The sequence below is a fragment of the Winogradskyella echinorum genome (assembly GCF_014297365.1).
GTDB classification, from domain to species: domain Bacteria; phylum Bacteroidota; class Bacteroidia; order Flavobacteriales; family Flavobacteriaceae; genus Winogradskyella; species Winogradskyella echinorum.
The window spans coordinates 312,474-337,370 of sequence record NZ_JACOQD010000001.1; the positions used below are offsets into that span (position 1 = coordinate 312,474).

Sequence of the window (24,897 nt, forward strand, 5' to 3'; positions counted from 1 at the left end):
AAATGAAAAACATAGCACTCGTAGCAATATTGGCATTGGGTTTTCTTACCAGTTGTAAAGAAGAAAAGAAACAAACAGAGGAAACACCTGTAGCTAAAAAAGAAATTTCAGAAGACTTAAAATGGTCAGAACGTATGGCGCTTTCAGAAATAAAACGTTTTCCAGACCCAACATTATTAGACTTTAGAGATAAACCAAAATGGAGTTACACACCTGGATTGGTTTTGCAAGGAATGTCTAAGGTTTTTGAGCAAACTAAAAATCAAAAAATTTACGATTACATCTATGACTATCCAAATAGGATGATTGAAGAAGATGGTATAATTAAGACCTACAAAATGTCTAATTACAATTTAGATATGATAAAAGCAGGTGATATAATTTACTATGTGTACAATAAAACTAAAGAGCCTCGCTTTAAAAAAGTAATGGATACACTTCATAAGCAATTAGAAGGTCAGCCAACAACGTCAGAAGGTGGTTTTTGGCATAAAAAAATATATCCATACCAAATGTGGTTAGATGGTCTGTATATGGCAGAACCATTTCATGCTAAATATGCAAAAACCTATATGAGTCCTGAAGATGCTAACAAGGTTTACGATAAAATTATGTTGCAATTTGATTTGATTGAAAAACATAGTAGAGATCTAGAAACCGGACTGTATTATCATGGTTGGGACGAAAGTAAAGAACAAAAATGGGCCAATAAAGAAACCGGATTGTCTCAACACTTTTGGTCACGCGGAATGGGTTGGTACGGAATGGCTCTTGTAGATGTCTTGGACTATTTGCCAGAAAATCATTCTGGACGAGAAAGAATCGTTAAATATCTCAACCAATACGCAGAAGCCATTGTAAAATATCAAGATGAAAAAACAGGTACTTGGTATCAAGTGCTTAATCTGCCAGATAGAGAAGGTAATTATTTAGAAGCTACAGGTACAAGTATGTTTACCTACGTCTTAGCAAAAGGTGTTAACAAAGGTTACTTGCCAAAACAATATTTAGATAATGCCAATAAAGCCTTTGATGGTATTTTAGAAACGTTTATCACTGTAGAAGATAATGGTATCGTTAACCTAAACAAATGTTGTGGAGTAGCAGGTTTGGGTGGTAATCCATACAGAGATGGCTCTTTTGAATATTACATTGGAGAAATCATTAGGTCTAATGATCCTAAAGGAACAGGGCCTTTTATGATGGCTGCTCTAGAATTAAACAAATAAAAAATTATGACAACTATTAACACAGCCCTTTGCTCATACGGAATGAGTGGTCATTTATTTCACGCACCTTTTGTAGATATACATCCAGATTTTAATCTATATGGAGTTTTTGAGCGCACTAAAAATATAGCAGAACAAAAATATCCTACTGTTAAAACCTTTCGCTCATTAGAGGAAATGCTAAAGGATGAAGCCATTGATTTAGTAGTCGTTAATACACCTAATATTACGCATTACGATTATACTAAGAAAGCGCTAGAAGCAGGTAAACACGTTGTCGTAGAGAAACCGTTTACCGTTACTACAAAGGAAGCTGAAGAGTTAATAGCATTAGCCGAAAAGCAAAATGTTAAACTTTCAGTGTATCATAACAGACGTTGGGATAGCGATTTTAAAACCGTTCAAAAAGTTATTGCACAGGGTGTGTTGGGAGATATTGTTGAAGCCGAATTGCATTACGATAGATTCGATCCAGATTTGAGTTACAAAACACATAAAGAAACACCAACTGAAGGTGTCGGGAGTTTGTACGATTTAGGCTCGCATCTCGTAGATCAAGCTTTACAGTTATTTGGTATGCCTAATAGCGTATTTGCAAACTTAGATGTTTTTAGAAAAGACTCTAAAGTTGGAGATTATTTTGATGTAAAACTGTATTACGATTCACATTACGTCAATCTAAAATCTAGTTATTTTGTTAGGGAACCGCTTCCTGCATACAGCATTCACGGTACCGAAGGTTCTTTTGTAAAATCAAAAGCTGATATTCAAGAAACTGAACTTCAAAAAGAAATAAAGCCTAATACTCCAAATTGGGGAAAAGAGCCAGAATCAGAAAGAGGACTGCTTCATACCCTTACAAAAAAAGAACTAATTGAGACAGAGCAAGGCGATTATATGACTTATTATAATGGTATAGCCGAAGCGATTTTAAACAACAAACCATTACCAGTAACGGCTGAAGAAGCCACACAAGTCATAACAATTATTGAAGCTGCTTTTTTAAGTAACTCAGAAAAGAGAGTCATTACCTTATGAAAAACATAAGTTTAATAGCATTATTTTTTATCTTCTTCAACAGTGCAGCGCAAGACAAGTTTGTGTCTGAAGTTTGGGTGTCAGATAATGGAGATGGTACATATACCAATCCTGTATTACATTCCGATTTTTCAGACCCAGATGTCGTTAGAGTTGGCGAAGATTATTATATGACGGCTTCGTCGTTTACCTGTTCGCCTGGCTTGCCGATTTTACATTCCAAAGACTTGGTAAATTGGGAGTTGGTAAACTACGCTTTACCAAAGCAAGTGCCATTAGGGGTTTTTGATAAACCACAACACGGAAAAGGAGTTTGGGCACCTTGCATTCGTTTTCATAAGGGCGAATATTACATCTATTTTCCAGACCCAGATTTTGGTATTTATATGATTAAAACAAAAGACCCAAAAGGTGCTTGGTCAGAGCCTGTTTTGGTTAAAGGAGGCAAAGGATTGATAGACCCAACGCCACTTTGGGATGATGACGGAAAAGTCTATTTAGCTTATGCTTTCGCAGGAAGTCGTGCAGGTATAAAAAGCTTATTGGTGGTTTGTAGTATGAATGCTGAAGGCAATAAAACTAATGATGATGAGGTTATCATTATCGATGGTCATAAAGATGAATCTACTATTGAAGGACCTAAATTTTATAAACGAAATAATTACTATTACATTTTTGCACCAGCAGGTGGAGTTTCTACTGGTTGGCAAACTATTTTAAGGTCTAAATCAGCATTTGGTCCTTACGAAAAAAAGAAAGTATTGCATCAAGGTAATACCGAAATCAATGGACCACATCAAGGAGCTTGGGTAGATACTGTTACTGGCGAAGATTGGTTTCTTCATTTTCAGGATAAAGATATGTATGGTCGTATAGTACATATGCAACCAATGTCTTGGGAAAACGATTGGCCAGTTATGGGAGTAGACCAAAATAAGGATGGTATTGGTGAGCCTGTATCAACTTATAAAAAACCAAATGTTGGAAAAACCTATCCCATAGCAACACCACCAGATTCTGATGAGTTTAATGAACCCAAAAGAGGTTTGCAATGGCAATGGCACGCTAATCCACAAGTGTATTATGGTTTCCCAACACCAATGGGACATTATACAATGTATTGCAGACCACGACCAGAAGGTTCTGGTAATCTGCACGACGTTCCAAATTTGTTGTTGCAAAAATTTCCAGCAGAATCGTTTACAGCAACCACCAAATTAACGTTTAATGCCAGACACGATAACGAGCAAGTTGGTTTTTTAATTATGGGATTGAGCTATAGCTACATCAAATTCGCTCAAGAAGATGGACAGCTGTATTTGTCGCAGGTAACGTGTAAAGACGCACACAAAGAAGGCACAGAAAATGAAAGTGGAAAAATAAAAGTAGATAGCAACACAATTTATCTTCAAATTAAAGTAGATAAAGGCGGAGAGTGCCATTTTTATTACAGCACAAATAATAAAAGATTTAAGCCTGTAGGAGACACATTTAAAGCAAGAGAAGGCAGGTGGATTGGTGCTAAAATAGGTTACTTGGCATTAAGAGAAGGTATTATTAATGATGCAGGAAGTATAGATATTGACTGGATTCGATTTAAGAAATAATGAGTAATACAAAGTCTATAAAATATCATCTATTTTTATTTCTGGGATTGATTTTCTTCCAGAGTTGTTCAGAAGAGAACAAACAGAATATTCCCTTTCATGTTAAAAAAGACTTGTTCGATACGCTTCAGCCAAAAGATTTAGGATTACAAGTTCCAAAAGGTATTGAAACACATACCATTTTTAAACCCACGGATAGTACAGACCATTTTAGTAATGGTGCAGTAATGACAGCTTTTAAAGGCGAGTTGTATTGTCAGTGGCAAAGTTCGTCTAAAGATGAAGATTCTGATGATACTTGGGTGGCCTATAGTAAAAGTACAGACGGCATACATTGGAGCAAACCAATGGTTTTGTCAGCATCCTTGGAAGAAGGTTATTGTACTTCTGGTGGTTGGTGGACACATAAAGACTCGCTGATTGCTTTCGTAAATGTTTGGCCGTCAAAAGTGTCGCCAAAAGGTGGTTTTACCCATTATAAAACAAGTGCGGATGGGTTGAATTGGTCTAAAGAAAATCCTGTTTTAATGGCAAATAATACAGCTATGAATGCCGTATTTGAGCAAGACCCACATCAGCTTGCTAATGGTCGCATCATTAATGCTGCACACTTTCAACCTGGATTGCAAGTGTCGCCAATTTATACAGATGATCCAAAAGGAGTTAGTGGTTGGACGAGAGCACTCTTTAGAAATAATTCAGAAAAAAATAATGTCTCTCAAGAAATTGAGCCAAGTAGTTTCAGTAAAAAAGATAATACTTTGGTAATGGTGTTTAGAGACCAATTCAGTTCGTTTCAGACTTTAGCTTCAATTAGTAAAGATAACGGCAAAAGTTGGACGACACCAGTTGAGACCAAAATGCCAGACTCTAGGTCTAAGCAAAGTGCAGGGAATTTTCCTGATGGTTCCGCTTATATCATCAACAATCCTGTGCAATCTAAAACGAGAATGCCTTTGGCTGTAACGCTTAGTAATGATGGTAATTTGTTTACCAATGCGTATATGCTTCGTAAAGGAGGAGATGCTATACAGCCATTGCAATACCAAGGCAAGTACAAACGATTGGGATACCATTACCCTAAGTCGTTTATCTTCAACGATAATTTATATGTGTCTTACACTACCAATAAGGAAGATGTAGAGTACACCAAAGTTCCGTTGAGTAGCCTAAAAATCACTAATCCTTAAAATGATTAATCATGAAATTCAATCCTAACTATAAATGCATACTGGTCTTAATCGCAATTTGTTTCTTCACTAGAGTTTCTTCTCAAGTTCACGATAAATCTTGGCAAAAAATTATTCACGATAAACCTGATGAATGGTTCAAGTCTGAAGAAGCCAAAAACTATGCACAAAATGTATTATTGTATCAACGAGACATTGGTGGTTGGCCAAAAAATGTACAAATGCATCATCCACTTTCAGATGAAGAAAAACAAAAATTATTAGAAAAAAAGAAAACGAATGAAGGTGCCACTACAGATAATGAAGCAACAACTCAAGAGTTACTGTTTTTATCTAAAATCTACAGACAAACAAATGATGATATCTATAAAACTGCTTTTTTAAAAGGTATAGATTATTTGTTAGAAGCGCAGTACGATAATGGTGGTTGGCCACAGTTTTATCCGTTAAGAAAAGGCTACTACACACATATTACCTATAATGATGATTCCATGGTTAATATCATGAAGTTATTAAAAGCCCTTATAGAGGATTCAGGTTTATATTCCATTAAACCATCACAAAATCAATTAGAAAAAATAAAGACCTCATTTAATAAAGGGATAGATTGTATACTTAAAACACAATATAGGCAAAACGGTGTGTTAACTGCATGGTGTGCACAACATGATGAGTTTACACTAGAGCCAGCAAATGCACGTACATTCGAATTAAAATCTTTGAGTGGTGCAGAATCAGCACATATTGTATTGTTGCTGATGTCTATAGAAAATCCATCAAAAGAAATCATCAATGCTGTAAATAGCGCAGTAGCTTGGTTTGAAAAGACTAAGATTACTGGACTACGAAAAGATAGAATTTACAATGGAGTTGGCAAGATTGTAGATAAAAGAATGATACCAGATGAAACTGCACCTGCAATTTGGGCACGTTTTATGAATTTGGAAGACAATAAGCCTTTTTTCTGCGACAGAGATGGTATTAAGAAATGGAAATTAGAAGATATTGGTGCTGAACGAAGAAATGGATACGCTTGGTATAGAAGTGACCCTCAAATGGTTTTAGATGCCTATCCTAAATGGAAAGAGCGTCTCAAAAAAAAAAGCCTTAAAAAACATAAAGACGAATTAAATATAACGGTCGCAAAAGATGGTACTGGCGATTATGTAAGTATTCAAGAAGCAATTAATAACACCAAATCTTTTCCTTATGATCGTGTCACTATTCTAATAAAAAATGGTGTTTATAAGGAAAAAGTGAAAATCCATGAATGGAACCCTAATATCTTATTAATTGGTGAAAGTAAAGACAAAACAATTATAACCTATGACGACTATTTTAATAAAGTTGGTTTAGGTAGAAATAGCACATTTTACACCTACACATTATTAGTCGAAGCTAATAACGTTGTGCTAAAAAATCTAACTATAGAAAACTCATCTGGTGAAGTTGGACAAGCCGTTGCATTATCAGTATTCTCAGACGAAGTGGTTGTAGTTAATTGTAATATAATGGGTAATCAAGATACTTTGTATGCATCAGGAAAAGGTAAGCAATACTATAAAGATTGTTACATAGAAGGAACAACCGATTTTATTTTCGGGAGCGCCACAGCCTTTTTTGAAAATTGCCAAATACACAGTAAAAAGAACTCTTACATCACGGCAGCATCTACACCAAAAGATTCATTGTTTGGGTATGTGTTTAAAGACTGTAAACTAACTGCCGAAAAGGATGTTAATGAAGTATATCTAGGAAGACCTTGGCGAGTGTATGCGCAAACTGTTTTTATGAAATGTGATTTAGGTAATCATATCCTTCCAAAGGGTTGGCATAATTGGTCTAAGCCAGAAGCTGAAAAAACAGCTTTTTATGCCGAATATAGAAATTATGGTGAAGGTTATAAACCGAAAGAACGCGCAGGATGGTCGCATCAATTAACAAAGCGCGAAGCAAAAAAACACACTTTAAAACGTGTGCTTGGTGATAAAAACAAAAAGGATAATGAGCAGTGGTATTTAAAAATTAATTAATTCAATGTATTATGGCGCTTACAAAAAAAAGTAATCTATCTCGTCGCAACTTTATTAAAAAAACAGGATTATCACTTGCAGGCACAATGGTAATTTCACCAGCTTTTAGTCAAGTTTTATCAGCAACAACTAAAAAGCGAAAAGTCGCTTTAGTTGGTACAGGTATTAGAGGTATATCATTTTACGGTAAATTTTTACAAGAACAATATAGCGATGTTATTGAGTATGTTGGTTTATGCGATATTAATCCAGGACGTGTTGCTTATGCTAAAGAATATATCGGTGTAGATTGCCCAACGTTTACAGATTTCGACAAGATGTTAGCTACAGTAGATATCGATTTATTAATGGTTACAACGGTAGATTCTACGCATCACGAATTTATTATAAAAGGATTAGAAAAGGGCATTGACGTAGTTACCGAAAAACCGATGACAACAGATGAAAAAAAGTGTCAAATGATAATTGATGCGCAACGAAAATCTAAAGGAAAACTAATAATGGCCTTTAATTATCGTTATGGAAAACTGTTTTCAAAACTAAAAACGATTATAGATTCTAAAGAAATCGGAGACATCATTTCAATAGATTTTAATTGGTATTTAAACACCTATCACGGAGCGTCTTACTTTAGAAGATGGCATGGTTTAAGAGATAAAGGAGGTACACTTCTATTACATAAATCCGCACATCATTTCGACCTGTTAAATTGGTTTATAGGTTCAGAGCCTCTAGAAGTACATGCCTATGGCGAACTCGAAAAGTACGGAAAAAATAATGCTTTTAGAGGTGCCAATTGCAGATCGTGCGAACATAAAAAAGAATGCGATTTCTATTGGGATATTACCAAAAACGAAACGTACATGAAACTCTATGCAGCCAATGAAAAGCACGATGGCTATATAAGAGATAATTGTTTATGGCGCGAAGAAATAGACATTTTTGATAAAATGGCTGTACAGATAAAATATTCTAATAACGTGCAAGTGAGTTATTCATTATCAACCTACTCACCTTTTGAAGGTTTTAAAATTGCATTCAATGGAAAAGATGGTAGAATGGAAACCTATGAAGGTATTCCTTGGAGAGATGAATTGCAAGAAGACCAATCGAAGATTCATGATAAAGAAATGGATCATTCTTCGCACTCTAAAGCCGAATTAAAATATCATGAGATTGTTACACAACGAAATTTTGAAGATTATAACTTAATAAAGTTTCCCTTCGTTAGAAAAGGACATTGGGGCGGAGATCGTTTAATGTTTAATGAAATTTTTAGAAACCAAATTGTAGATAAAAAGCTTAAACATGCAGCTGGTGTAAGAGAAGGCTCAATGGCTGTTTTAGTTGGTATTGCAGCAAGAATTAGCATTGATGAAAAACGACCAGTAAAGATTGCAGAGTTAACAGATTTGGTGCCAAAAAAACAAATATGAAATTAAAAAGGAACATAGTAAAGACTGTCTTTAGTCTTGTGATTGGTTTATCATTAGTTTCTTGTAAAAAGGAAATACAACCTATAAGCATTTATACCATTGGAGATTCTACTATGGCAGATAAACCTAATCCAGATGAAAATCCAGAACGTGGTTGGTGCCAAGTATTACCTGAGTTTTTAAACGACTATGCAACGGTAAAAAACCATGCAGTAAATGGACGTAGCACGCGCAGCTTTATCGATGAAAAAAAATGGGAAGTTGTCCATAACCAATTAGCGCAAGGCGATTATGTATTTATTCAGTTTGGACATAACGACCAAAAATACAAAGACCCGAAACGATACACTAATCCGGAAACAGCCTACAGAAATAACCTAATAAAGTTTGTTGAAGAAACCAGAGATAAAGGGGCAAACCCTGTACTGTTTACATCAATTGTTAGACGAAAATTTAACGAACATGGCACATTAATAGATACACACAAGGGATACCCTTTGCAAGTCCGAATAGTAGCTAAAGAAATGAATGTGCCTTTAATTGATTTGCAATATCTCACAGAACAATTAGAAGAGCAATATGGTGTAGAAGCCTCTAAAAAATTGCATTTGCATTATCAACCCAATGAAATTCCTTATTATCCTGAAGGGAAAGAAGATAACACACATTTGTCCGTTTTAGGCGCTACCGAAGTATCTAAATTGGCAATTAATCAATTAGAAGAAAAGATTGAAGGATTTAAAGCGTACATCAAAAAAGAATAGAATGAAAAATACATTGCACAAATCGTTGCTTCTATTTAGTGGTCTCTTTTTCGCCACTTCTTATGCACAAGAGCACAAAGTAATTAAACTTTGGCAAGATTCTATTCCTAATGCCATTGAAAATCCTGAATATAAAGAGGTCCAAACTTTAAAAGATTCTGCGTTGTGGAGTGTAGAAAAGGTTACAGAACCAACATTGACCCTATTTAAGCCACAAAAACCAAACGGAACAGCGGTTATTATTTGTCCTGGTGGAGGTTATCATCATTTAGCCATAAATAAAGAAGGTTTTAAAGTAGCAAAGTGGTTAAATACATTGGGTGTTACCGCATTTGTATTAAAATACAGATTGCCTGACGATGCAATTATGAAAGATAAAAGAATTGGCCCATTACAAGATGTACAACGTTCTATACGATATGTACGGCAAAATGCCAACCAATGGAAAATAGATACAAACAAAATTGGTGTGTTAGGGTTTTCTGCTGGAGGACATTTAGCAGCAACCTTGTCCACGCAATATAATAAAGAAACTTACAAAACAGAAGACAGCACAACAGCTAGGCCAGATTTTTCAATCTTGGTTTATCCAGTAATTTCCATGAAAGATTCAATTACACATAAAGGATCTAGAAAATATTTGCTAGGAGACAAACCAACAAAAGAAACCGTAGCATTCTATTCTAATGAAACCCAAGTTAATTCTGAAACACCAAAAACAATTCTAATACACGCTACAGATGACAAATCGGTTCCGGCAGAGAACAGTCTTCAATATTATATAGCCTTAAAAGAACATGGAGTATCAGCAGAAATGCATCTTTACGAAAAAGGAGGTCATGGTTTTGGTATGGGAAGAAACTCAACTCATCCTTGGGTTAAAGCATGCGAGCAATGGTTGAAGTCTTCTAAGTATTTAACAACAAACAAAAACTAAATTAATTAAAAAGCATATTATGAAAATAGCAACATCGAGTTTTTTAATATTAATGCTAATGTTTTGCAGAGATAATATGAACTCAATTGAATCAGGCGTTTATAAATGGGATGACCATCCAGTAACTAAGAGTGAACTTAAAGAAACAAGAAAAATATTTGAAGGTGAATCTCATCATTTTAAATATCTAAAAATCCATGCGACTACACAATTTCCTGGAGCTAAGCCAAGTAAAGCACATGCTAACGAAGATGCTGAGGAATGCATCATTGTTAAGGAAGGACAAATGAAAATTTCTATCGAAGGAAAAAGTAAAATTCTAAATTCTGGTGGTGTAATTTTATTAATGCCGCAACAAATGCATTCTATTGAAAATGTAGGTGATACTAACCTCACCTATTATGTTATGAAGTATAAGGCAAAAAAAGGAATGAATATTGAAAGAGGTCAGAATGAAGGTGGATCTCTAATGTTAGATCAATCAGATTTAAAATTCAAAGAAAGTAAACGTGGAGGTGGAATAGCTTATTTTGATAGACCCACAGCTATGTGCGAAAGATTTGAAATGCATATCACTCAATTAAATAAAAAAGGACCAAGTCATAAACCGCACGAGCATATTGAGTCAGAAATAATATTAGTCATTTCTGGTGATACAGAAATGATGATTGATGGTATAAATTATCAAGGAGGCGCAGGCGATTTTTATTTCGCAAACTCAGGCTCAATGCACGGAATAAGCAATGCTACAGATAAAGAGTGTAAATACTTTGCTTTTAAGTGGTTTTAAAACTAATACTATGATGACAATTAATAAATTAAATATATCATTAGGTAAAACAATTATTATATGTTGTTTTATCTCTCTAAATGCTTGTAAGAACATGGCAAATGATAGTAATGAAAATAAAGTGATTGAAAATTTTGTGTCCATTCAAAAAAATGACTCAATTGATAAGCTAGATGTTTATATCGGCGGAAAATTCTTTACCTCATATTTACATTCAGACAGTATTTTAAGAAAACCTGTTCTTTTTCCAATACATACTGCAAACGAAATTAGAATAACACGTGGGTTTCCTTTTGCAACCAATCCTGGCGAACGTTTAGACCATCCTCATCATTATGGATTATGGTTTAATCATGGTGTTGTAAATGGTATTGATTTTTGGAATAGTGCTGTAATACCAAAAGATATAAATGCACGCTATGGCAGAATAAATCATGTTAAATTCATAAACGTTGAATCTGGTGAAATTGGAACTATTGAAGTGGAGAAAGAATGGAAAAGTGACACTGATGAACTTATCCTAACCGAGCAAACAAAATATCTATTTAGTGGAGATGAAAATGAACGTATTATTACTCATATTACAACGATTACTGCTCCAAATGTTGATGTACTCTTTAAAGATACAAAAGAAGGGATGTTTGCAATGAGAGTGAGGAGAGAATTAGAGATAGCTTCAGATAAACCAGCAGTACTTTTTGATGATGACTTAGTGGCAACTGAAAGTTCTATTTTAGATAATTCGTTAGTTTCTGGTCAATATAAAAACAGTAATGGTATTGAAGGGTATCCTGAAGTTTGGGGCAAACGTGCAAAATGGATGCAACTGGCTGGTAAAGTAAGTGAAGATAGTATCTCAATATCTATATTTGATCATAAAGAAAATCTAAACCATCCTCCACATTGGATGGTGCGCGACTATGGCTTATATGGTGTGAATCATTTTGGTAGTAATATTTATACCGAAGGAAAGGAGCAATTTAACTTCACGCTTAAGAAAGGTGAATCAGCAACATTCAAACATCAAGTGGTCATCACAAATGGAGATTCTTCGACTTCAAAAAGTATAAATAATAAGTACGAAAATTTCATTTCAAAATTTTAGAATACTAAAATCTATTACAGACCATTTCTAAGTATTCCCATACTTAAGCCTCTGAGTTCGGCAAGACCTTTTAATCTTCCGATGGCAGAATATCCTGCATAAGTTGTATTGTTTTTTAAATCGTGTAACATTTGGTGACCATGATCTGGTCGCATTGGCAATGAAATGTTCTGTTCGCTTTCTATTTTTAAAACAGCTTTTACAATTTCAAACATATCTGAAGAGCCTTCGAGATGATGATCTTCATAAAAACTACCGTCAGCTTCTCGTTTAACATTTCTAAGATGAAGAAAATGAATTCTGTTTTTGAATTTCTCAATCATCTTTGGTAAGTCATTATTCTTGTTCGCACCCAAAGAACCTGTACAAAATGTGATACCATTTGATGGACTATCAATAAAACTCACTAAATCATCTAAGTCACTTTCAGATGTGATAATGCGAGGTAATCCCATAATATCAAAAGGTGGATCGTCTGGATGGATTGCCATTTTTACTCCCAATTCTTCAGCAAGTGGAATAATTTCATTCAAGAAGTAAGATAAATTAGATTTTAAGTCGGAATGCGATATATCCTTGTATTGTGCAATCATTTTCTTAAACGTCGGAATGTCAAGATCATCAACAGTACCTGGTAAACCTTTCAGAATACTATCCTTTAAACGTTGTATCTCTGTTTTAGACATTGCATCAAATCTATGTTTAGCTTTTGAAAGAATATCATCACTATAATGATTTTCAACATCATTTCGTTGCATAATGTATGTTTCAAAAACAGCCATTTCAACCTTGTCGAATCGTAATGCTGTGCTGCCATCTTCGAGTTCCCAAAATAAATGAGTACGTGTCCAATCTAAAACTGGCATAAAATTGTAGCACACATTTTTTACATCACATTTAGCAATATTTATAAGGCTTTGTTTATAGTTTTCTATGCGTTTATTATAGTCTCCTTGACGTAGTTTTATGTTTTCGTGAATGGGAATACTTTCAATAAAAGACCATTCTAATCCTTCATTGAGAATTGTATTTTTTGTAGCTTCAATTGCCTTAATAGGCCAAATTTCGCCATTTGGAATGTGGTGCAGTGCAGTAACCACACCTGTAGCACCAGATTGTCTAATATCTGAAAGGGTTACGGCATCAGTTTTGCCAAACCATCTAAAAGTTTCTGTCATTTCTTTATTTTTTAGACACCACTAAAAGCACCAAAACCACCATCTACGTGGATAACTGTTCCTGTCATAAATTTAGAAGCGTTACTTGCTAAAAGATGCACTGCGCCATTTAATTCTTCGGAATTACCAAAGCGTTTCATAGGTGTACTTCTTATAATAGTTTCACCGCGTTCAGTTAAAGAACCATCATCATTAGTGAGTAATTTTCGGTTTTGATCCGCAAGGAAAAATCCAGGTGCAATGGCATTAACTCTAATCTTATCTCCAAATTTATGAGCCATATCTACAGCCATCCAACGTGTAAAATTTTCCATAGCAGCTTTTGAAGCCGAGTAGCCAACAACACGTGTTAATGCTTGTGCTACAGCAACCGAAGATACGTTGATTATGGAACCACCATTTTGTTCTGTCATTTGTTTTCCAAAAACCAACGACGGAATCACAGTTCCCATTAAATTTAAGTCTGTTACTTTTTGAAAGTCATCCAAAGAAATATCAAATAAAGATTCAGAAGGTGATAGTGTTGCTCCAGGCATATTGCCACCAGCAGCATTAATGAGCACATCAATTTTTTGCCATTTGTCTAAAAGTTGAGCCTTTACATTTTCTAGATTTTCTTTGTCTAATACATCTGCTTTAAGGCCTATAGCGTTGGTTGAAGAAAGTTGCTCTGCAAAGGTTTTGGCTTTGGCTTCATTTCTGCCAAGTATAGCCACGTTTGCACCAGATTCAACTAGATGTTTAGCAATGCTAGAACCTAACACACCGTAACCGCCAGTGATTAATATAACTTTATCTTTTATTTCAAATAAGTTCATTCAATAATTTTTAAGAAATTAAATTACAATATCTTTTTATAAAAACCTTATCGTTTTAAACTATTTATAGAAAGAATTTACTTGAAAGAAGCTAATTGTTTTAAAGGCATTTTAAATAAAAAAACCTTCATATTTCTATGAAGGTTTTCTAGTAGCGGGAACTGGACTCGAACCAGTGACCTTCGGGTTATGAGCCCGACGAGCTACCTACTGCTCTATCCCGCGATTTAATTTTCCTTATTTCACTTAGCTTTTAACTTACGGTTCATAATGCCGACAGAAATATTGGACTGCAAATATACAACGCTTTTTAAATTTAACAAGCATTAAGACAAAAAAAAACGCTCTATATTTTAGAGCGTCATTTTAATTTATAAATAAAAAAGTTTTATGCTAATCATCGTCATCGTTATCCTCTGAGTCTAAGGTTGCTAAAGCTCCTTTGGTATTCACTTCATCTAAATCAAAATTAACAATATTTGGTAGCTTCATTTTTAAAGCAGCATAATTTCCTTTAAATCCATTATTACTTAATAATAAGGTTTTAAGGTTAGTTAATTGCGCTAATTCACTTGGTAAACTACCATAAAATGCGTTATTAGATAGTACCAACTCTTCTAGTTGAGTTAACTCACCAATAGATGAAGGGATAGTACCTAATAGATTATTATCAAAAACACTTAATACCTTTAAAGATGTTAAATTAGAAATCGTGGAAGGCAGTTTACCAATTAATAAATTGCTACTTAATATTAAGCTTTCTAACTTAGAAAGGCTTCCTATAGAGGCTGGTATTTCTCCAGAGAAATTATTATTAAATAATTCTAATGTTTTTAAGTTAGTAAGGTTTCCAATATCCGAAGGTATACTACCTTCAAAATTATTTGAGAACAGTTTTAACTCTTCTAAACTAGACATTTTGGTAACTGAAATTGGCAGTTCACCTTCTAATTTATTAAAAGATAAATTAAGTATTTTTAAACTCGTTAAGTTTGAAATTGATTCTGGTAACTTTCCTTTAAGTTTATTAAAACTTAAATTAATAGCAATGACATTGTCATTTTCTATGGTTAAACCATACCAAGTTGATACTGGTTGATTTAAATCCCATGATTTAGTCCAAGAGTCACCATCAGTTGCATTATAAATTTCAACTAATACGTCTTTTTGGGATTGGGAAACGTCGGCAAATGTAAATGCAGAAAGCAAGCAACATAATAGGGTCAGTTTTAATGTTTTCATAGTTAGTAGATTTATGTGGAGGGGCACAATATCATCTCGAAGATATAAGCAATAACTATAAAGCGCAAATTTTTTCGATGAACTACATAAATTTAAAATTTAAATTACTGATTTCCAGTATTTTAAATATTTTCACTGTTCAATACTATTTGCTTGAAAACTTGTAATTTCTTGATTTTCAATTGTCAATTCAATTTGAATAGGATTACAACAGATTTCACAATCTTCTATGTAATTCTGCTGTTTTTGAGAGGTATCTATTAGCATTGATATTTGCTCCCAACAATAAGGACATTGAAAGAAATACTCATCCATAAAATGAACAATTAAAATTGAACGTTTAATAATTCTCCACTAATTTGGAGCACTTGTAATTCTGATAATTTAGCTGAAAACTTAGCCTGATTTCTGCTTAGTTCTGCATTAAGTAGGTTTAGTTGCGCTTGTCTAAACTCTATAGAATTAACCTGACCTAGTTTAAATTTTTCTTGAGTACGCTCAAAATTATTTTGAGCTGTTACTATATTCTTTTCTTGGATATTATAGATTTCTAACTTGTTGATGTAATCATCCCAAGCATTATTAAAATCGCGCTCAATAGTAAGCAAAATACTTTCTTTTTGAAGTTGTTGTGTTTCGAGATTTACTTTAGCATTTCTTACTCTCGTAATAGTAGATCCTCCATCAAATAAATTCCAACTTAGATTTAAACCACCGGATAAGCCTGTATTGGTAGAAACCGCAACAAAGGACGCTGCATTATTGTTATTCTTATTCCAACCATAAGAACCAGATAAACCTATTGTTGGAAGGTAAGCAGATTTACCAGAGTTAATATCTAATTTACTAATGGCTATATTTTTTTCAGTTTGAAGTAGAGCTACATTTCTAGACTTTGCTTTTTCAAATAAGCTGTCTTTTTGAAACTGAAGTATAAACTGAACATCTGTTTCAACATTATAATCGTTAGTATAAGTTTCTCCTAAAACTAACTTTAAATCGCGCTTGGCATTTTTTAATTGTTGTTTTGTGTTAATGATATTAATACTATCATTATTTATATCTACCTCAGCATTGAGGACTTCTAACTTAGTATTCTGTCCATACTCAAACTGATACTCTGATCGTATTAATCTATCTTTAGTAATGTTAAGCGTTTCTTCTAAAGTATTTAAATTATCTGTAAGCTGAGCAACATTATAATACACAGAAAAAAGTTGTATTACAGTATTTTCAATCGTTTCTCTGGCCTGCAATTCTGATAGTTGATATTGTTCCTTTAAACGTTTGTAATTATAGTGTCTTCCTAAACCATCAAAAAGTGTATAATTAAGGCTAACGCTCGCGTTATATCTCGTGCTTTCAGCTCCATTTAATGTTGTTGTTTCACCATTAGAAAACTCAGCTTCTGTGTTATCTAAGTTATAGGTTGCACCTGCAGCACCTGTAACTGTTGGTAAAAATCCAGTATTTAATATACTTGTATTATTCTCTGCAACTAAAACCGCATTTTGGGCAATTTTTACGCCATAGTTATTCTCTAAAGCTAAAGTTACAGCTTGTTCTTTAGTTAAGATTTCTTGTGCTTGTAAGCAAATACAACACAATAAAAACAGAATTGTAAGTTTGCTTTTAATGATCATGAGCTTCATTTTGTTCTTTAATTGCACGTTCTACTTCTTCTTTAGTGACCTCATTACCTGTTGCTAGCCACTTACTATTCTTTTTTATCGTATTACTAAATGACAAAAACAATGGCAAAACTAATAATGTTAGTATAGTAGCATAGGCAATACCAAAGGAAATTGAAATTGCCATTGGCTTTAAAAATTGTGCTTGTCTACTTTTTTCTAATAATAATGGTGCTAAACCGGCAATTGTTGTTAAAGAGGTTAAGAAAATAGCTCTAAATCTAGATTTTCCCGCTTCAGAAAGTGCTAAATCAAAATTCATTCCTTCTTTAAGATTGCTATTAAACTTACCTATTAGAACCAAACCATCATTTACCATAATACCTATTAAGGCAATAATACCAAGTAATGATAAAATATTTACCTGAAAATCTAACAACCAATGACCCCAAGCTACAGCTGTTAAACTAAATGGAATCAATAGGATGAGTAAAAACGGTTGTGAATAGCTTCTAAATGTGAAGGCGATTGTAATATAGATTAATAATAAAATTATTGGGCCAGCCACAGAAAGTGAACTCGTTAATTTTCCTGCTTCACGATTTTGTCCTTCGTACGATGCATTTATTGTAGGATATTTAGATTGCAATTGCGGAATAAACACCGTTCTAATATCATCTATAATATCTGTGTTACTTGTACTAGGATCTTTTAAATCTGCATAGACCTGAATTTCTCGTTTGCCTTCTAAGTGATTAATAGCTACATCTCCTCTTGCAATACTATAAGTTGCTATATCTTTTAAAGTTACCCGCTCACCTGTTGGTGTAACTATTCGCATAGCATCTAAATCATTTATTGAACTTCTGTTGTTTTTATCGTAACGCACCCAAACTTTAATTTCGTCTTGTCCACGCTGAAAACGCTGTGCTTGTGCACCAAAAAATCCTGAACGAACCTGAGCCATTACAGTTCTTAAATCTAAGCCAAGTAAATAAGCACTTTCTTTAAGCTCTAACCGAATTTCTTTTATACCTGCAGGATCGTTATCACCAATATCTTTAAGTAATGGATTAGATTCTAAATACTTTTTAAGTTCTGCCTTAGATGCTTTTAATTCATCTATATTGTTACTTAATAAGGATACTGAAACCGGACTTCCTCCAAAATTTCCACCTGAACCATAAATTAATCGTTCTGTGCCAATTACTGGACCTACCAATTCTTCCAATCTATTGGTTACTAAGTCTGCTTTTATTTCATCTGGTCGTTCCTCTCCTGGTAATAGATTTATTCTAAGTCGTGCACTAGAGCTACTACTAATATCAACTATTGTATTTTCAAACAATTGTTTCCCTGTGCCTTTTAGGTATTTATCTGTAAGTTCTTTATTAACAATAAATGATTTTTCTTCAATAAGTGAAATAATTGAATCTGTAATTTTAACATTGGTACCAGCCGGCATAACCAATTCTATATTTGCGGCATCACTAGCAATTCTTGGAAAAAGTGTTACACCTATAATTCCACCACCAAGTGACCCAAATGTTAGAACTAGTAAAGTGATAAAAATTCCAAGTGAAAATATCTTATACTTTAATACTCGGTCTAATATCGGAGTATAAACTTTGTCTCTTAAGAAAGACATTAAGCGATCACCACCACTGTTAATCGCTCTCATTTTTGAGAAAAATTGCTTTGTTTTAGATGGATTTTCATCTGGCACTTGGGCTCTTAAAGCCTTAGAATGTGCTAAGTGGGCTGGCAAAATAATAAGTGCTTCTATTAATGAAACGACTAAAGTTAATATCACTATTACGGCGACTTCGCTAAAAAACTCTCCAATTCTACTATCTAAAAAGAAAAATAAAGAAAAGGCTAATAGTGTTGTTACAATGGCTGAAACTACTGGTGGAATAACTTCTAATGTACCATCTATAGCAGCTTGTATTGGTTTTTTACCTTTTTCGTAATGTTGATATATATTTTCTGCAATTACAATACCGTCATCTACTAAGATTCCAATTACGATAATCATTCCAAACAATGAAAGCACATTGATAGTGACATCGAATTGTGCCGCAAACATAAACATTCCTAAAAACGAAATCGGTAAACCAAAGGCCACCCATAATGCTAGTCTGGTATTTAAGAATATGGATAGAAATAGTAAAACCAAAATCATACCAACAATAGCATTCTCGGTTAACAACTGAGTACGTTGCTTAAGCGTAATAGATCTATCATTTATAACATTTAAAGTTACATTATCGTATTTCTGATTGTACTCTTCAATATAAGTATTAACCTTATCAGCAGATGAAATTAAATCTTCATTATTTGTACTTGTAATTGTAATATTTACAGCTAACTCTTGATTAAAATACGTTGCATTTGGTGTTTCTGAGAAACGATCACGTATAGTCGCAACGTCCTTTAAACGAATTACTTTACCATCACTCGAAGCTCTAACAATAATATTTAAAAGCTCATTACCATAGTATTGTTTGTTATTGGCTCTAATTAAATATTCTTCAGCTACCGTTTTTACATTACCACCTGTTACTAAAATATTTGAACTGCTAACTGCAGTAGCAACTTCATTAAACGTTAAATTGTAGGCTAATAAGTCAATTTCATTAACAGCAATTTCAATTTCTTCATCAGGAAAACCAGAAATTTCAATTTGAGAAATTCCATCTATAGCACGTAAATCTGTTTCAACTTGGCGCGCCAATTGCTTTAAGGTTACTAACGGAATATTTTTTCCGCTGACAGCAAAAGAAATAGTTTCTCTCACAGCTTCTTGCTTAGAAACTACCAAAGGCTCCATACCAGTAGGAAATGATGGCACTCTATCAACTGCGTTTTTTACTTCGAGAAGCATAAAATCTAGACTCTCCCCTTTTTCAATTTCTACAGTTATTGAACCGCTGTTTTCTCGAGAAGTCGAAGTAACCCTATCTACTCCTTTTAAACCTTTAAGATTATCTTCAATTTGAAGTACAATACCTTCTTCTATCTCTTGAGGAGATGCACCAGGATACGTAATATTTACATTTATAATCTTAGATTCTGTAAGTGGAAAGAAAGACGATTTTAATGACAATGCTCCTATAATACCAAAAACAAAAAATGCAATTATAACTACATTTACTGCAACATGATATCTTATAAAATATTCAATTAGTTTTCTCATTATTGAATAGAGTCATTAGTTGTAGTATTATTCTTTGCTGCTTTTACATGCATACCTGCATAAGCACCAGGAACTGGTTTTCTTAGAATTATTGTACCGTTTGGTATGTCTTTTAAAACAACACTTTCATTAGAAAAATGAGCTGGTTTAACAGGTATAACATCCAATAAACTATCTCTTACTACATAAATTTCTTGGCTATCTAGTAATAAGTTTCGATCTATTTCTATAGCATTTTCAACCTTTTCGGCATTCAGGTTAGCTTCAAGATACATACCTTCCTTAAGATCATCATGTTTTACTTCAATATAAACCGTAATTGTCTGTGTAGTGGCATCAATACTTCCATTAACTCGCGATACTTTACCATTATAAATTTTAGTATTATCTAAACTGGTTAAGCTTACGCTCTCACCTTCTTTAAGAATATCAGCAAAGGACTTACTTATAGCAACTTCCATTTCGTAAACAGAAGGGTTTATAAATTCACCTAGTTTTTGTCCATTTCTTACTAAAGTACCTTCAGTAACTAAGGCCTCAGTTAAAATTCCTGTGAAAGGCGCTGTTATTCTGTATTTTGTTAATCGCTGTTCTAAATTTTTTACGTTGTAATACGAACTAACAATACCTCTTCCTGTAATGAAATAATTTTCCTTTTCGTTGGATATTTCTGGTAACTTAGGTGTGGATTTATTTAAGTCGAAACCATTTAAGTAAGATTGCCATTTTGGAAATACATCTGGAAAATCTAATCGTAAATCTGGCATTATTGCCGCTATACTATTATATAAATTACTTTTAGCAGATTGTACACTAGCGTAATATTCCGAAGCATCTAGTCGAATTAAGCTTTCACCTTTATTAAATTTTTGACCAGGCTTAAAGAGCTTTGAACCTGTTTTAAAAATTCCTTGAACTTCAGAATATAACTCTACGCGCTGCTTTGCAGTAAGATTACCATTTGCTGAAATTACAATTGGTACAGTCGTATTCTCTACAGTATCTACAAGCACTGTTTTAACCACTTTAGGAATTACAGGCTTTGGTTTGTTTTTGTTATCAACAAGATATTTAGCAAAAAAGAAAGCGCCTACAATTAATGCAACGCCTAAAACAGATAAAATAACTTTTCTTAACATAATTGAGATGGTCAGTAAATTGCAAATTTACCTATATACTTATGCTAAGGCGTTAAAATAATCTTAATAATTATTTAGAAATTTCGTCTAACTCAAATTGTACCTTCTCCCAATCTGCCATTAATTTTTCTAAAGACTTTTTCTTGGTTTGGTATGCATCAAAAAACTTAGGGTCTGAAGCGGTTTCATCATAGTTGGTTGCCAATTTTAAATCATCGGACTTAATATCTTTTTCTAACTGATTGATTTTAGATTCGATGTTACTTAATCTATTATTTAAAGACTTTAACTTCTTTTGGTCTTGGTAACTTTGCTTATTATTTTCCTTAGGCTTATTAGCTATTACAGTTCGCTTTTCAGCTTCACGGAGGTTTTCAAGATTTCGTTGTTCTAAGAAAAAGTCGATATCGCCTAAATACTCTTTGATATTCTGATCCTTAAATTCATATACAGTATCTGTTAATCCCTGTAGAAAATCTCTATCGTGAGATACTAAGATTAAAGTACCCTCAAACTTTTTAAGCGCATCTTTAAGAACGTTCTTAGATTTAATATCTAAATGATTGGTAGGCTCATCCATTATAAGAACATTTAATGGTTGAAGCAATAATTTTGCTAATGCCAAACGATTTCTTTCTCCACCAGATAACACTCTTACATATTTTTCTACCTCTTCACCCCTAAACAAAAACGAACCTAAAATGTCTCTAACCTTACTTCTATTAGTTTCGTTAGCTGCATCGATCATGGTATCTAACACCGTTTTACTACCATCTAAATATTCGGCTTGATTTTGAGCGAAATAACCAATCTGTACATTGTGTCCTAAATTCAGTTTCCCTTCGTGTTCAATTTCTCCAACTATAATTTTTGCCAAAGTAGATTTCCCTTGACCATTCTGACCAACAAAAGCCGTTTTTATATCTCTAGGTACAGCTAAACTTACATTGTGTAAAACCTGTAAATCTCCATATGATTTAGACACATTTTCAAGTTCTACAACCACCTTACCCGGTGTTACTGAAACTGGAAAGTTAAGACTCATTACACTATTATCATCTTCATCTACTTCAATTCTATCTATTCTATCAAGCTTTTTAATTAAGGACTGAGCCATCGTGGCTTTAGAGGCTTTGGCTCTAAATTTCTCAATAAGCTTTTCAGTTTGTTGAATCTGTTTTTCCTGATTTTTTTGCGCAGCCAATTGCTGAATTTTCATTTCTTTTCGCAACGCCAAAAATTTAGTGTATGGCTTATTATAATCGTATATACGCCCAAGCGAAATCTCAATAGTACGATTGGTCACATTATCTAAAAACATTTTATCGTGAGATACAATTACAACTGCACCACTATAGCTTTTAAGGAAATTTTCTAACCATATAATAGATTCGATATCTAAGTGGTTAGTTGGCTCATCCAATAACAATAAATCATTATTTTGAAGTAAAAGTTTTGCTAATTCTATACGCATTCTCCAACCTCCTGAAAATGTATCTGTGAGTTTATTAAAATCTTCGCGTTTAAAACCTAAACCTTGAAGAATTTTTTCTGTATCACCCTGATAATTATAACCTCCTAAGATTTCGTATTGATGCTGAATTTCATTTAAATCAATCATTAATTGATTGTAAGATTCGCTTTCATAGTCGGTACGTTCTGCTAACTGTATATTAATTTGCTCTAGTTTAGCTTCACATGCTTTAATTTCTTTAAAAGCTTCATAGGATTCTTCTAAAACGGTTTTACCAAAATCAAAGTCTATATCTTGTTTTAAGAATCCTATCTTTAAATCTTTATCTGCAGCTATTTGACCTGTATCTGCTTCTTGTTCTTTTGATAGAATTCTTAGCATAGTAGATTTACCTGCACCATTCTTACCAATTAAACCTATACGGTCGCCTAGACCTAGTTTAAAAGTAATTTCTTCAAAGAGATATTCGCCTTGAAAGGATATAGATAGATTATGGATATTTAGCATAACTTTTATAAATATTACAATTGTAATAAACGTTACAATTGTTACAATTCATCGATAATAAAAAATTATCTTTGCCTTGTATTAAAAAGTGCAAAAGTAAGCTAATAAATATGATTAAAAAAGGAATGAAATTGTATAGTATTCTTTATGGTGCTTGTCCAAAATGCCACCAAGAATCTATGTATGTTAACAAAAACCCATACGCACTATCCGAAATTTTAACCATTCACGATAAGTGTTCTCACTGTAATACTAGATATAGAATGGAGCCTTCCTTTTTTTATGGTTCCATGTATGTAAGTTATGGCGTTGGTATTGCTTTTGCTGTGGCTGCCTTTGTAAATAGCTATTTGATATTTGAATCCTCTTTAGTAACTGCATTTATAGCAATAGTTGCCACCTTAGTTGGTTTTATGCCAATTATTATGAGGTTATCGAGAAATATTTGGATTAACCTTTTTATGAGTTATGATAAATCCTTAGTTAAGAAGTAAACCTATTAACATCGATTTCTGTATCTAACGTTTCGTTATTTTCAATAAATTGAAATAGTTTCTGTGCTACAAAGGGAGCAATCATAACACCTCTCGTTCCTAAACCATTTAAAACATATAGATTTTTGTATTCAAAATGTCTACCAACTAAAGGTCTTCGATCTTTTACAGTTGGCCTAATTCCTGCTACGTGATTAACCACTTCAAAATTGCACTTTACAAACGTTTTTAATTTTGAAAGTAATTCTTCTTTTGCAGCTTCTGTCGGTGTGTTAGTTTTATCTTCATTATTATAAGTGGCACCAACATTATATAAATCATTACCCAAGGGAATCACAAATACCGAAGATTTTACAGCATAATCTATTTTTAAATCTGGCGCTTTTATGGTTAGAATTTCACCTTTAGATCCTGTTATTGGAATATGCTTAAAAAATGGATTATTTTTTACCCCAAAACCTTCTGCAAAAATAAGGTGTGATCCTTGATAGTTTTTGTATTGAATTAGGTTAGTTTCAAATTGAACATTACTGTAATTAAAAGCAACCTCTTCTAAATAATTGTTTTGCTTTAAAAAGGCTTTATAATTTATAATTAAGGTTTCGGTATCTATGCGACCTGCATGTAAAACTTCGCCAAATCCAAAAGGCGCATTAATATGAGAATTTGTATTCTTAACCAATTGTGTTGAAAGAAACGGTTCTAGGTTAGGTTTATCCGAAGCACCAAACCATTTATTTTGCTCTTCGATAGAAAAGAAACGTCTTAATATTCTAAGTTTATAGTCTATTTTGATATTTAAATCCTTTTCAAGTTTTTTGTATAAAGGCAAAGAGCGGTTTAACTGTTCTTTAGCTTTCCATACCTCAGAGAAGCGCTTAAGAATAACCGGATTATATAATCCGGCTGCTACTATTGAAGACTTTTGCGAACAGTCGTCAAAAACCACAAACGATTTATTATGCTTTCTTAATTGTTCGCAAAAAGCGATACTTGCTAAACCACAACCAACGATAATGTAATCTACTTGTTTCACATTTGCGAAAATATCAAAAAGATTCCTGCCTACGCAGGAATGATAAACAA

General features: G+C 33.4%; 20 protein-coding genes and 1 tRNA gene. 11 read left to right on the top strand and 10 right to left on the bottom strand.

From position 1 onward, the window contains the following. The first annotated feature begins 2 nt into the window (after positions 1 to 2). The 10 genes from H8K90_RS01385 to H8K90_RS01430 are packed head-to-tail and all read left to right on the top strand — an operon-like array spanning position 3 to position 12,129. Entirely contained in the window at positions 3 to 1,229 is a 1,227-nt protein-coding gene (locus H8K90_RS01385) for a glycoside hydrolase family 88/105 protein (RefSeq protein ID WP_186844150.1), read from the top strand. 6 nt (positions 1,230 to 1,235) lie between these two features. After that, positions 1,236 to 2,267, top strand: coding sequence for a Gfo/Idh/MocA family oxidoreductase (locus H8K90_RS01390; RefSeq protein ID WP_186844151.1), 1,032 nt, complete (start codon positions 1,236 to 1,238; stop codon positions 2,265 to 2,267). Next, on the top strand, positions 2,264 to 3,874 hold the full coding sequence (locus H8K90_RS01395; protein ID WP_186844152.1) for a glycoside hydrolase family 43 protein: 1,611 nt from the start codon (positions 2,264 to 2,266) through the stop codon (positions 3,872 to 3,874). Before H8K90_RS01390 ends, H8K90_RS01395 begins: the two co-directional genes overlap by 4 nt. Further along, positions 3,874 to 5,064, top strand: coding sequence for an exo-alpha-sialidase (locus tag H8K90_RS01400; RefSeq protein WP_186844153.1), 1,191 nt, complete (start codon positions 3,874 to 3,876; stop codon positions 5,062 to 5,064). The genes H8K90_RS01395 and H8K90_RS01400 overlap by 1 nt, the downstream gene beginning before the upstream one ends. Before the next feature lie 11 nt (positions 5,065 to 5,075). Further along, positions 5,076 to 7,097 (top strand): pectate lyase, encoded by a 2,022-nt coding sequence (gene pelA / locus H8K90_RS01405; RefSeq protein ID WP_186844154.1) that lies wholly within the window; start codon positions 5,076 to 5,078, stop codon positions 7,095 to 7,097. 11 nt (positions 7,098 to 7,108) lie between these two features. Further along, a complete protein-coding gene (locus tag H8K90_RS01410; protein WP_186844155.1) occupies positions 7,109 to 8,533 on the top strand; it encodes a Gfo/Idh/MocA family protein in 1,425 nt (474 codons plus the stop codon). Continuing rightward, positions 8,530 to 9,297, top strand: coding sequence for a rhamnogalacturonan acetylesterase (locus H8K90_RS01415; RefSeq protein ID WP_186844156.1), 768 nt, complete (start codon positions 8,530 to 8,532; stop codon positions 9,295 to 9,297). Before H8K90_RS01410 ends, H8K90_RS01415 begins: the two co-directional genes overlap by 4 nt. A gap of 1 nt (position 9,298) precedes the next feature. After that, the gene (locus tag H8K90_RS01420; protein ID WP_186844157.1) at positions 9,299 to 10,234 is read left to right on the top strand and encodes an alpha/beta hydrolase; all 936 of its coding nucleotides are present in this window, start codon (positions 9,299 to 9,301) and stop codon (positions 10,232 to 10,234) included. 19 nt (positions 10,235 to 10,253) lie between these two features. Beyond that, on the top strand, positions 10,254 to 11,024 hold the full coding sequence (locus tag H8K90_RS01425; RefSeq protein ID WP_186844158.1) for a cupin domain-containing protein: 771 nt from the start codon (positions 10,254 to 10,256) through the stop codon (positions 11,022 to 11,024). A 10-nt stretch (positions 11,025 to 11,034) separates the two neighbouring features. Beyond that, positions 11,035 to 12,129 carry a DUF6807 domain-containing protein gene (locus tag H8K90_RS01430; RefSeq protein ID WP_186844159.1) on the top strand — a complete coding sequence of 365 codons (1,095 nt, stop codon included), beginning with the start codon at positions 11,035 to 11,037 and terminating at the stop codon, positions 12,127 to 12,129. A 14-nt stretch (positions 12,130 to 12,143) separates the two neighbouring features. Here H8K90_RS01430 and uxuA read toward each other — a convergent pair whose 3' ends face one another. From uxuA to H8K90_RS01475, 9 genes are all read right to left on the bottom strand, one after another. Beyond that, on the bottom strand, positions 12,144 to 13,307 hold the full coding sequence (gene uxuA, locus H8K90_RS01435; RefSeq protein ID WP_186844160.1) for a mannonate dehydratase: 1,164 nt from the start codon (positions 13,305 to 13,307) through the stop codon (positions 12,144 to 12,146). Between the two features lie 11 nt (positions 13,308 to 13,318). Next, positions 13,319 to 14,125: an SDR family oxidoreductase gene (locus H8K90_RS01440; RefSeq protein WP_186844161.1), complete on the bottom strand. Its 807-nt coding sequence runs from the start codon at positions 14,123 to 14,125 to the stop codon at positions 13,319 to 13,321. Positions 14,126 to 14,277: 152 nt separating this feature from the next. Continuing rightward, positions 14,278 to 14,350, bottom strand: a tRNA-Met gene (locus H8K90_RS01445). A gap of 168 nt (positions 14,351 to 14,518) precedes the next feature. Continuing rightward, positions 14,519 to 15,367: a leucine-rich repeat domain-containing protein gene (locus tag H8K90_RS01450; protein ID WP_246457478.1), complete on the bottom strand. Its 849-nt coding sequence runs from the start codon at positions 15,365 to 15,367 to the stop codon at positions 14,519 to 14,521. 132 nt (positions 15,368 to 15,499) lie between these two features. After that, positions 15,500 to 15,682 (bottom strand): CPXCG motif-containing cysteine-rich protein, encoded by a 183-nt coding sequence (locus H8K90_RS01455; RefSeq protein ID WP_186844162.1) that lies wholly within the window; start codon positions 15,680 to 15,682, stop codon positions 15,500 to 15,502. Between the two features lie 11 nt (positions 15,683 to 15,693). Further along, positions 15,694 to 17,010, bottom strand: coding sequence for a TolC family protein (locus H8K90_RS01460; protein WP_186844163.1), 1,317 nt, complete (start codon positions 17,008 to 17,010; stop codon positions 15,694 to 15,696). Beyond that, a complete protein-coding gene (locus tag H8K90_RS01465) occupies positions 17,000 to 20,197 on the bottom strand; it encodes an efflux RND transporter permease subunit (protein ID WP_186844164.1) in 3,198 nt (1,065 codons plus the stop codon). The genes H8K90_RS01460 and H8K90_RS01465 overlap by 11 nt, the downstream gene beginning before the upstream one ends. Further along, positions 20,197 to 21,336: an efflux RND transporter periplasmic adaptor subunit gene (locus H8K90_RS01470; protein ID WP_186844165.1), complete on the bottom strand. Its 1,140-nt coding sequence runs from the start codon at positions 21,334 to 21,336 to the stop codon at positions 20,197 to 20,199. Before H8K90_RS01470 ends, H8K90_RS01465 begins: the two co-directional genes overlap by 1 nt. A 70-nt stretch (positions 21,337 to 21,406) precedes the next feature. Further along, a complete protein-coding gene (locus H8K90_RS01475; protein ID WP_186844166.1) occupies positions 21,407 to 23,317 on the bottom strand; it encodes an ABC-F family ATP-binding cassette domain-containing protein in 1,911 nt (636 codons plus the stop codon). A gap of 110 nt (positions 23,318 to 23,427) precedes the next feature. Here H8K90_RS01475 and H8K90_RS01480 point away from each other — a divergent pair, with 110 nt between their 5' ends. Continuing rightward, the gene (locus tag H8K90_RS01480; protein ID WP_186844167.1) at positions 23,428 to 23,811 is read left to right on the top strand and encodes a DUF983 domain-containing protein; all 384 of its coding nucleotides are present in this window, start codon (positions 23,428 to 23,430) and stop codon (positions 23,809 to 23,811) included. Here H8K90_RS01480 and H8K90_RS01485 read toward each other — a convergent pair. Next, complete coding sequence (locus H8K90_RS01485; RefSeq protein WP_186844168.1) at positions 23,801 to 24,847, bottom strand: NAD(P)/FAD-dependent oxidoreductase; 1,047 nt, start codon at positions 24,845 to 24,847, stop codon at positions 23,801 to 23,803. The genes H8K90_RS01480 and H8K90_RS01485 overlap by 11 nt on opposite strands. Between the last annotated feature and the right edge of the window lie 50 nt (positions 24,848 to 24,897).

Bases quoted from the DNA above. Each gene is read 5' to 3' on its own strand.
- H8K90_RS01415 (WP_186844156.1), top strand. From the start codon at position 8,530: ATGAAATTAAAAAGGAACATAGTAAAGACTGTCTTTAGTCTTGTGATT.
- H8K90_RS01465 (WP_186844164.1), bottom strand. From the start codon at position 20,197: ATGAGAAAACTAATTGAATATTTTATAAGATATCATGTTGCAGTAAAT.
- H8K90_RS01410 (WP_186844155.1), top strand. From the start codon at position 7,109: ATGGCGCTTACAAAAAAAAGTAATCTATCTCGTCGCAACTTTATTAAA.
- H8K90_RS01390 (WP_186844151.1), top strand. From the start codon at position 1,236: ATGACAACTATTAACACAGCCCTTTGCTCATACGGAATGAGTGGTCAT.
- H8K90_RS01420 (WP_186844157.1), top strand. From the start codon at position 9,299: ATGAAAAATACATTGCACAAATCGTTGCTTCTATTTAGTGGTCTCTTT.
- H8K90_RS01425 (WP_186844158.1), top strand. From the start codon at position 10,254: ATGAAAATAGCAACATCGAGTTTTTTAATATTAATGCTAATGTTTTGC.
- H8K90_RS01400 (WP_186844153.1), top strand. From the start codon at position 3,874: ATGAGTAATACAAAGTCTATAAAATATCATCTATTTTTATTTCTGGGA.
- H8K90_RS01395 (WP_186844152.1), top strand. From the start codon at position 2,264: ATGAAAAACATAAGTTTAATAGCATTATTTTTTATCTTCTTCAACAGT.
- H8K90_RS01385 (WP_186844150.1), top strand. From the start codon at position 3: ATGAAAAACATAGCACTCGTAGCAATATTGGCATTGGGTTTTCTTACC.
- H8K90_RS01450 (WP_246457478.1), bottom strand. From the start codon at position 15,367: ATGAAAACATTAAAACTGACCCTATTATGTTGCTTGCTTTCTGCATTT.
- H8K90_RS01475 (WP_186844166.1), bottom strand. From the start codon at position 23,317: ATGCTAAATATCCATAATCTATCTATATCCTTTCAAGGCGAATATCTC.
- H8K90_RS01470 (WP_186844165.1), bottom strand. From the start codon at position 21,336: ATGTTAAGAAAAGTTATTTTATCTGTTTTAGGCGTTGCATTAATTGTA.
- H8K90_RS01430 (WP_186844159.1), top strand. From the start codon at position 11,035: ATGATGACAATTAATAAATTAAATATATCATTAGGTAAAACAATTATT.
- H8K90_RS01480 (WP_186844167.1), top strand. From the start codon at position 23,428: ATGATTAAAAAAGGAATGAAATTGTATAGTATTCTTTATGGTGCTTGT.
- H8K90_RS01455 (WP_186844162.1), bottom strand. From the start codon at position 15,682: ATGGATGAGTATTTCTTTCAATGTCCTTATTGTTGGGAGCAAATATCA.
- H8K90_RS01440 (WP_186844161.1), bottom strand. From the start codon at position 14,125: ATGAACTTATTTGAAATAAAAGATAAAGTTATATTAATCACTGGCGGT.
- H8K90_RS01460 (WP_186844163.1), bottom strand. From the start codon at position 17,010: ATGATCATTAAAAGCAAACTTACAATTCTGTTTTTATTGTGTTGTATT.
- uxuA (WP_186844160.1), bottom strand. From the start codon at position 13,307: ATGACAGAAACTTTTAGATGGTTTGGCAAAACTGATGCCGTAACCCTT.
- pelA (WP_186844154.1), top strand. From the start codon at position 5,076: ATGAAATTCAATCCTAACTATAAATGCATACTGGTCTTAATCGCAATT.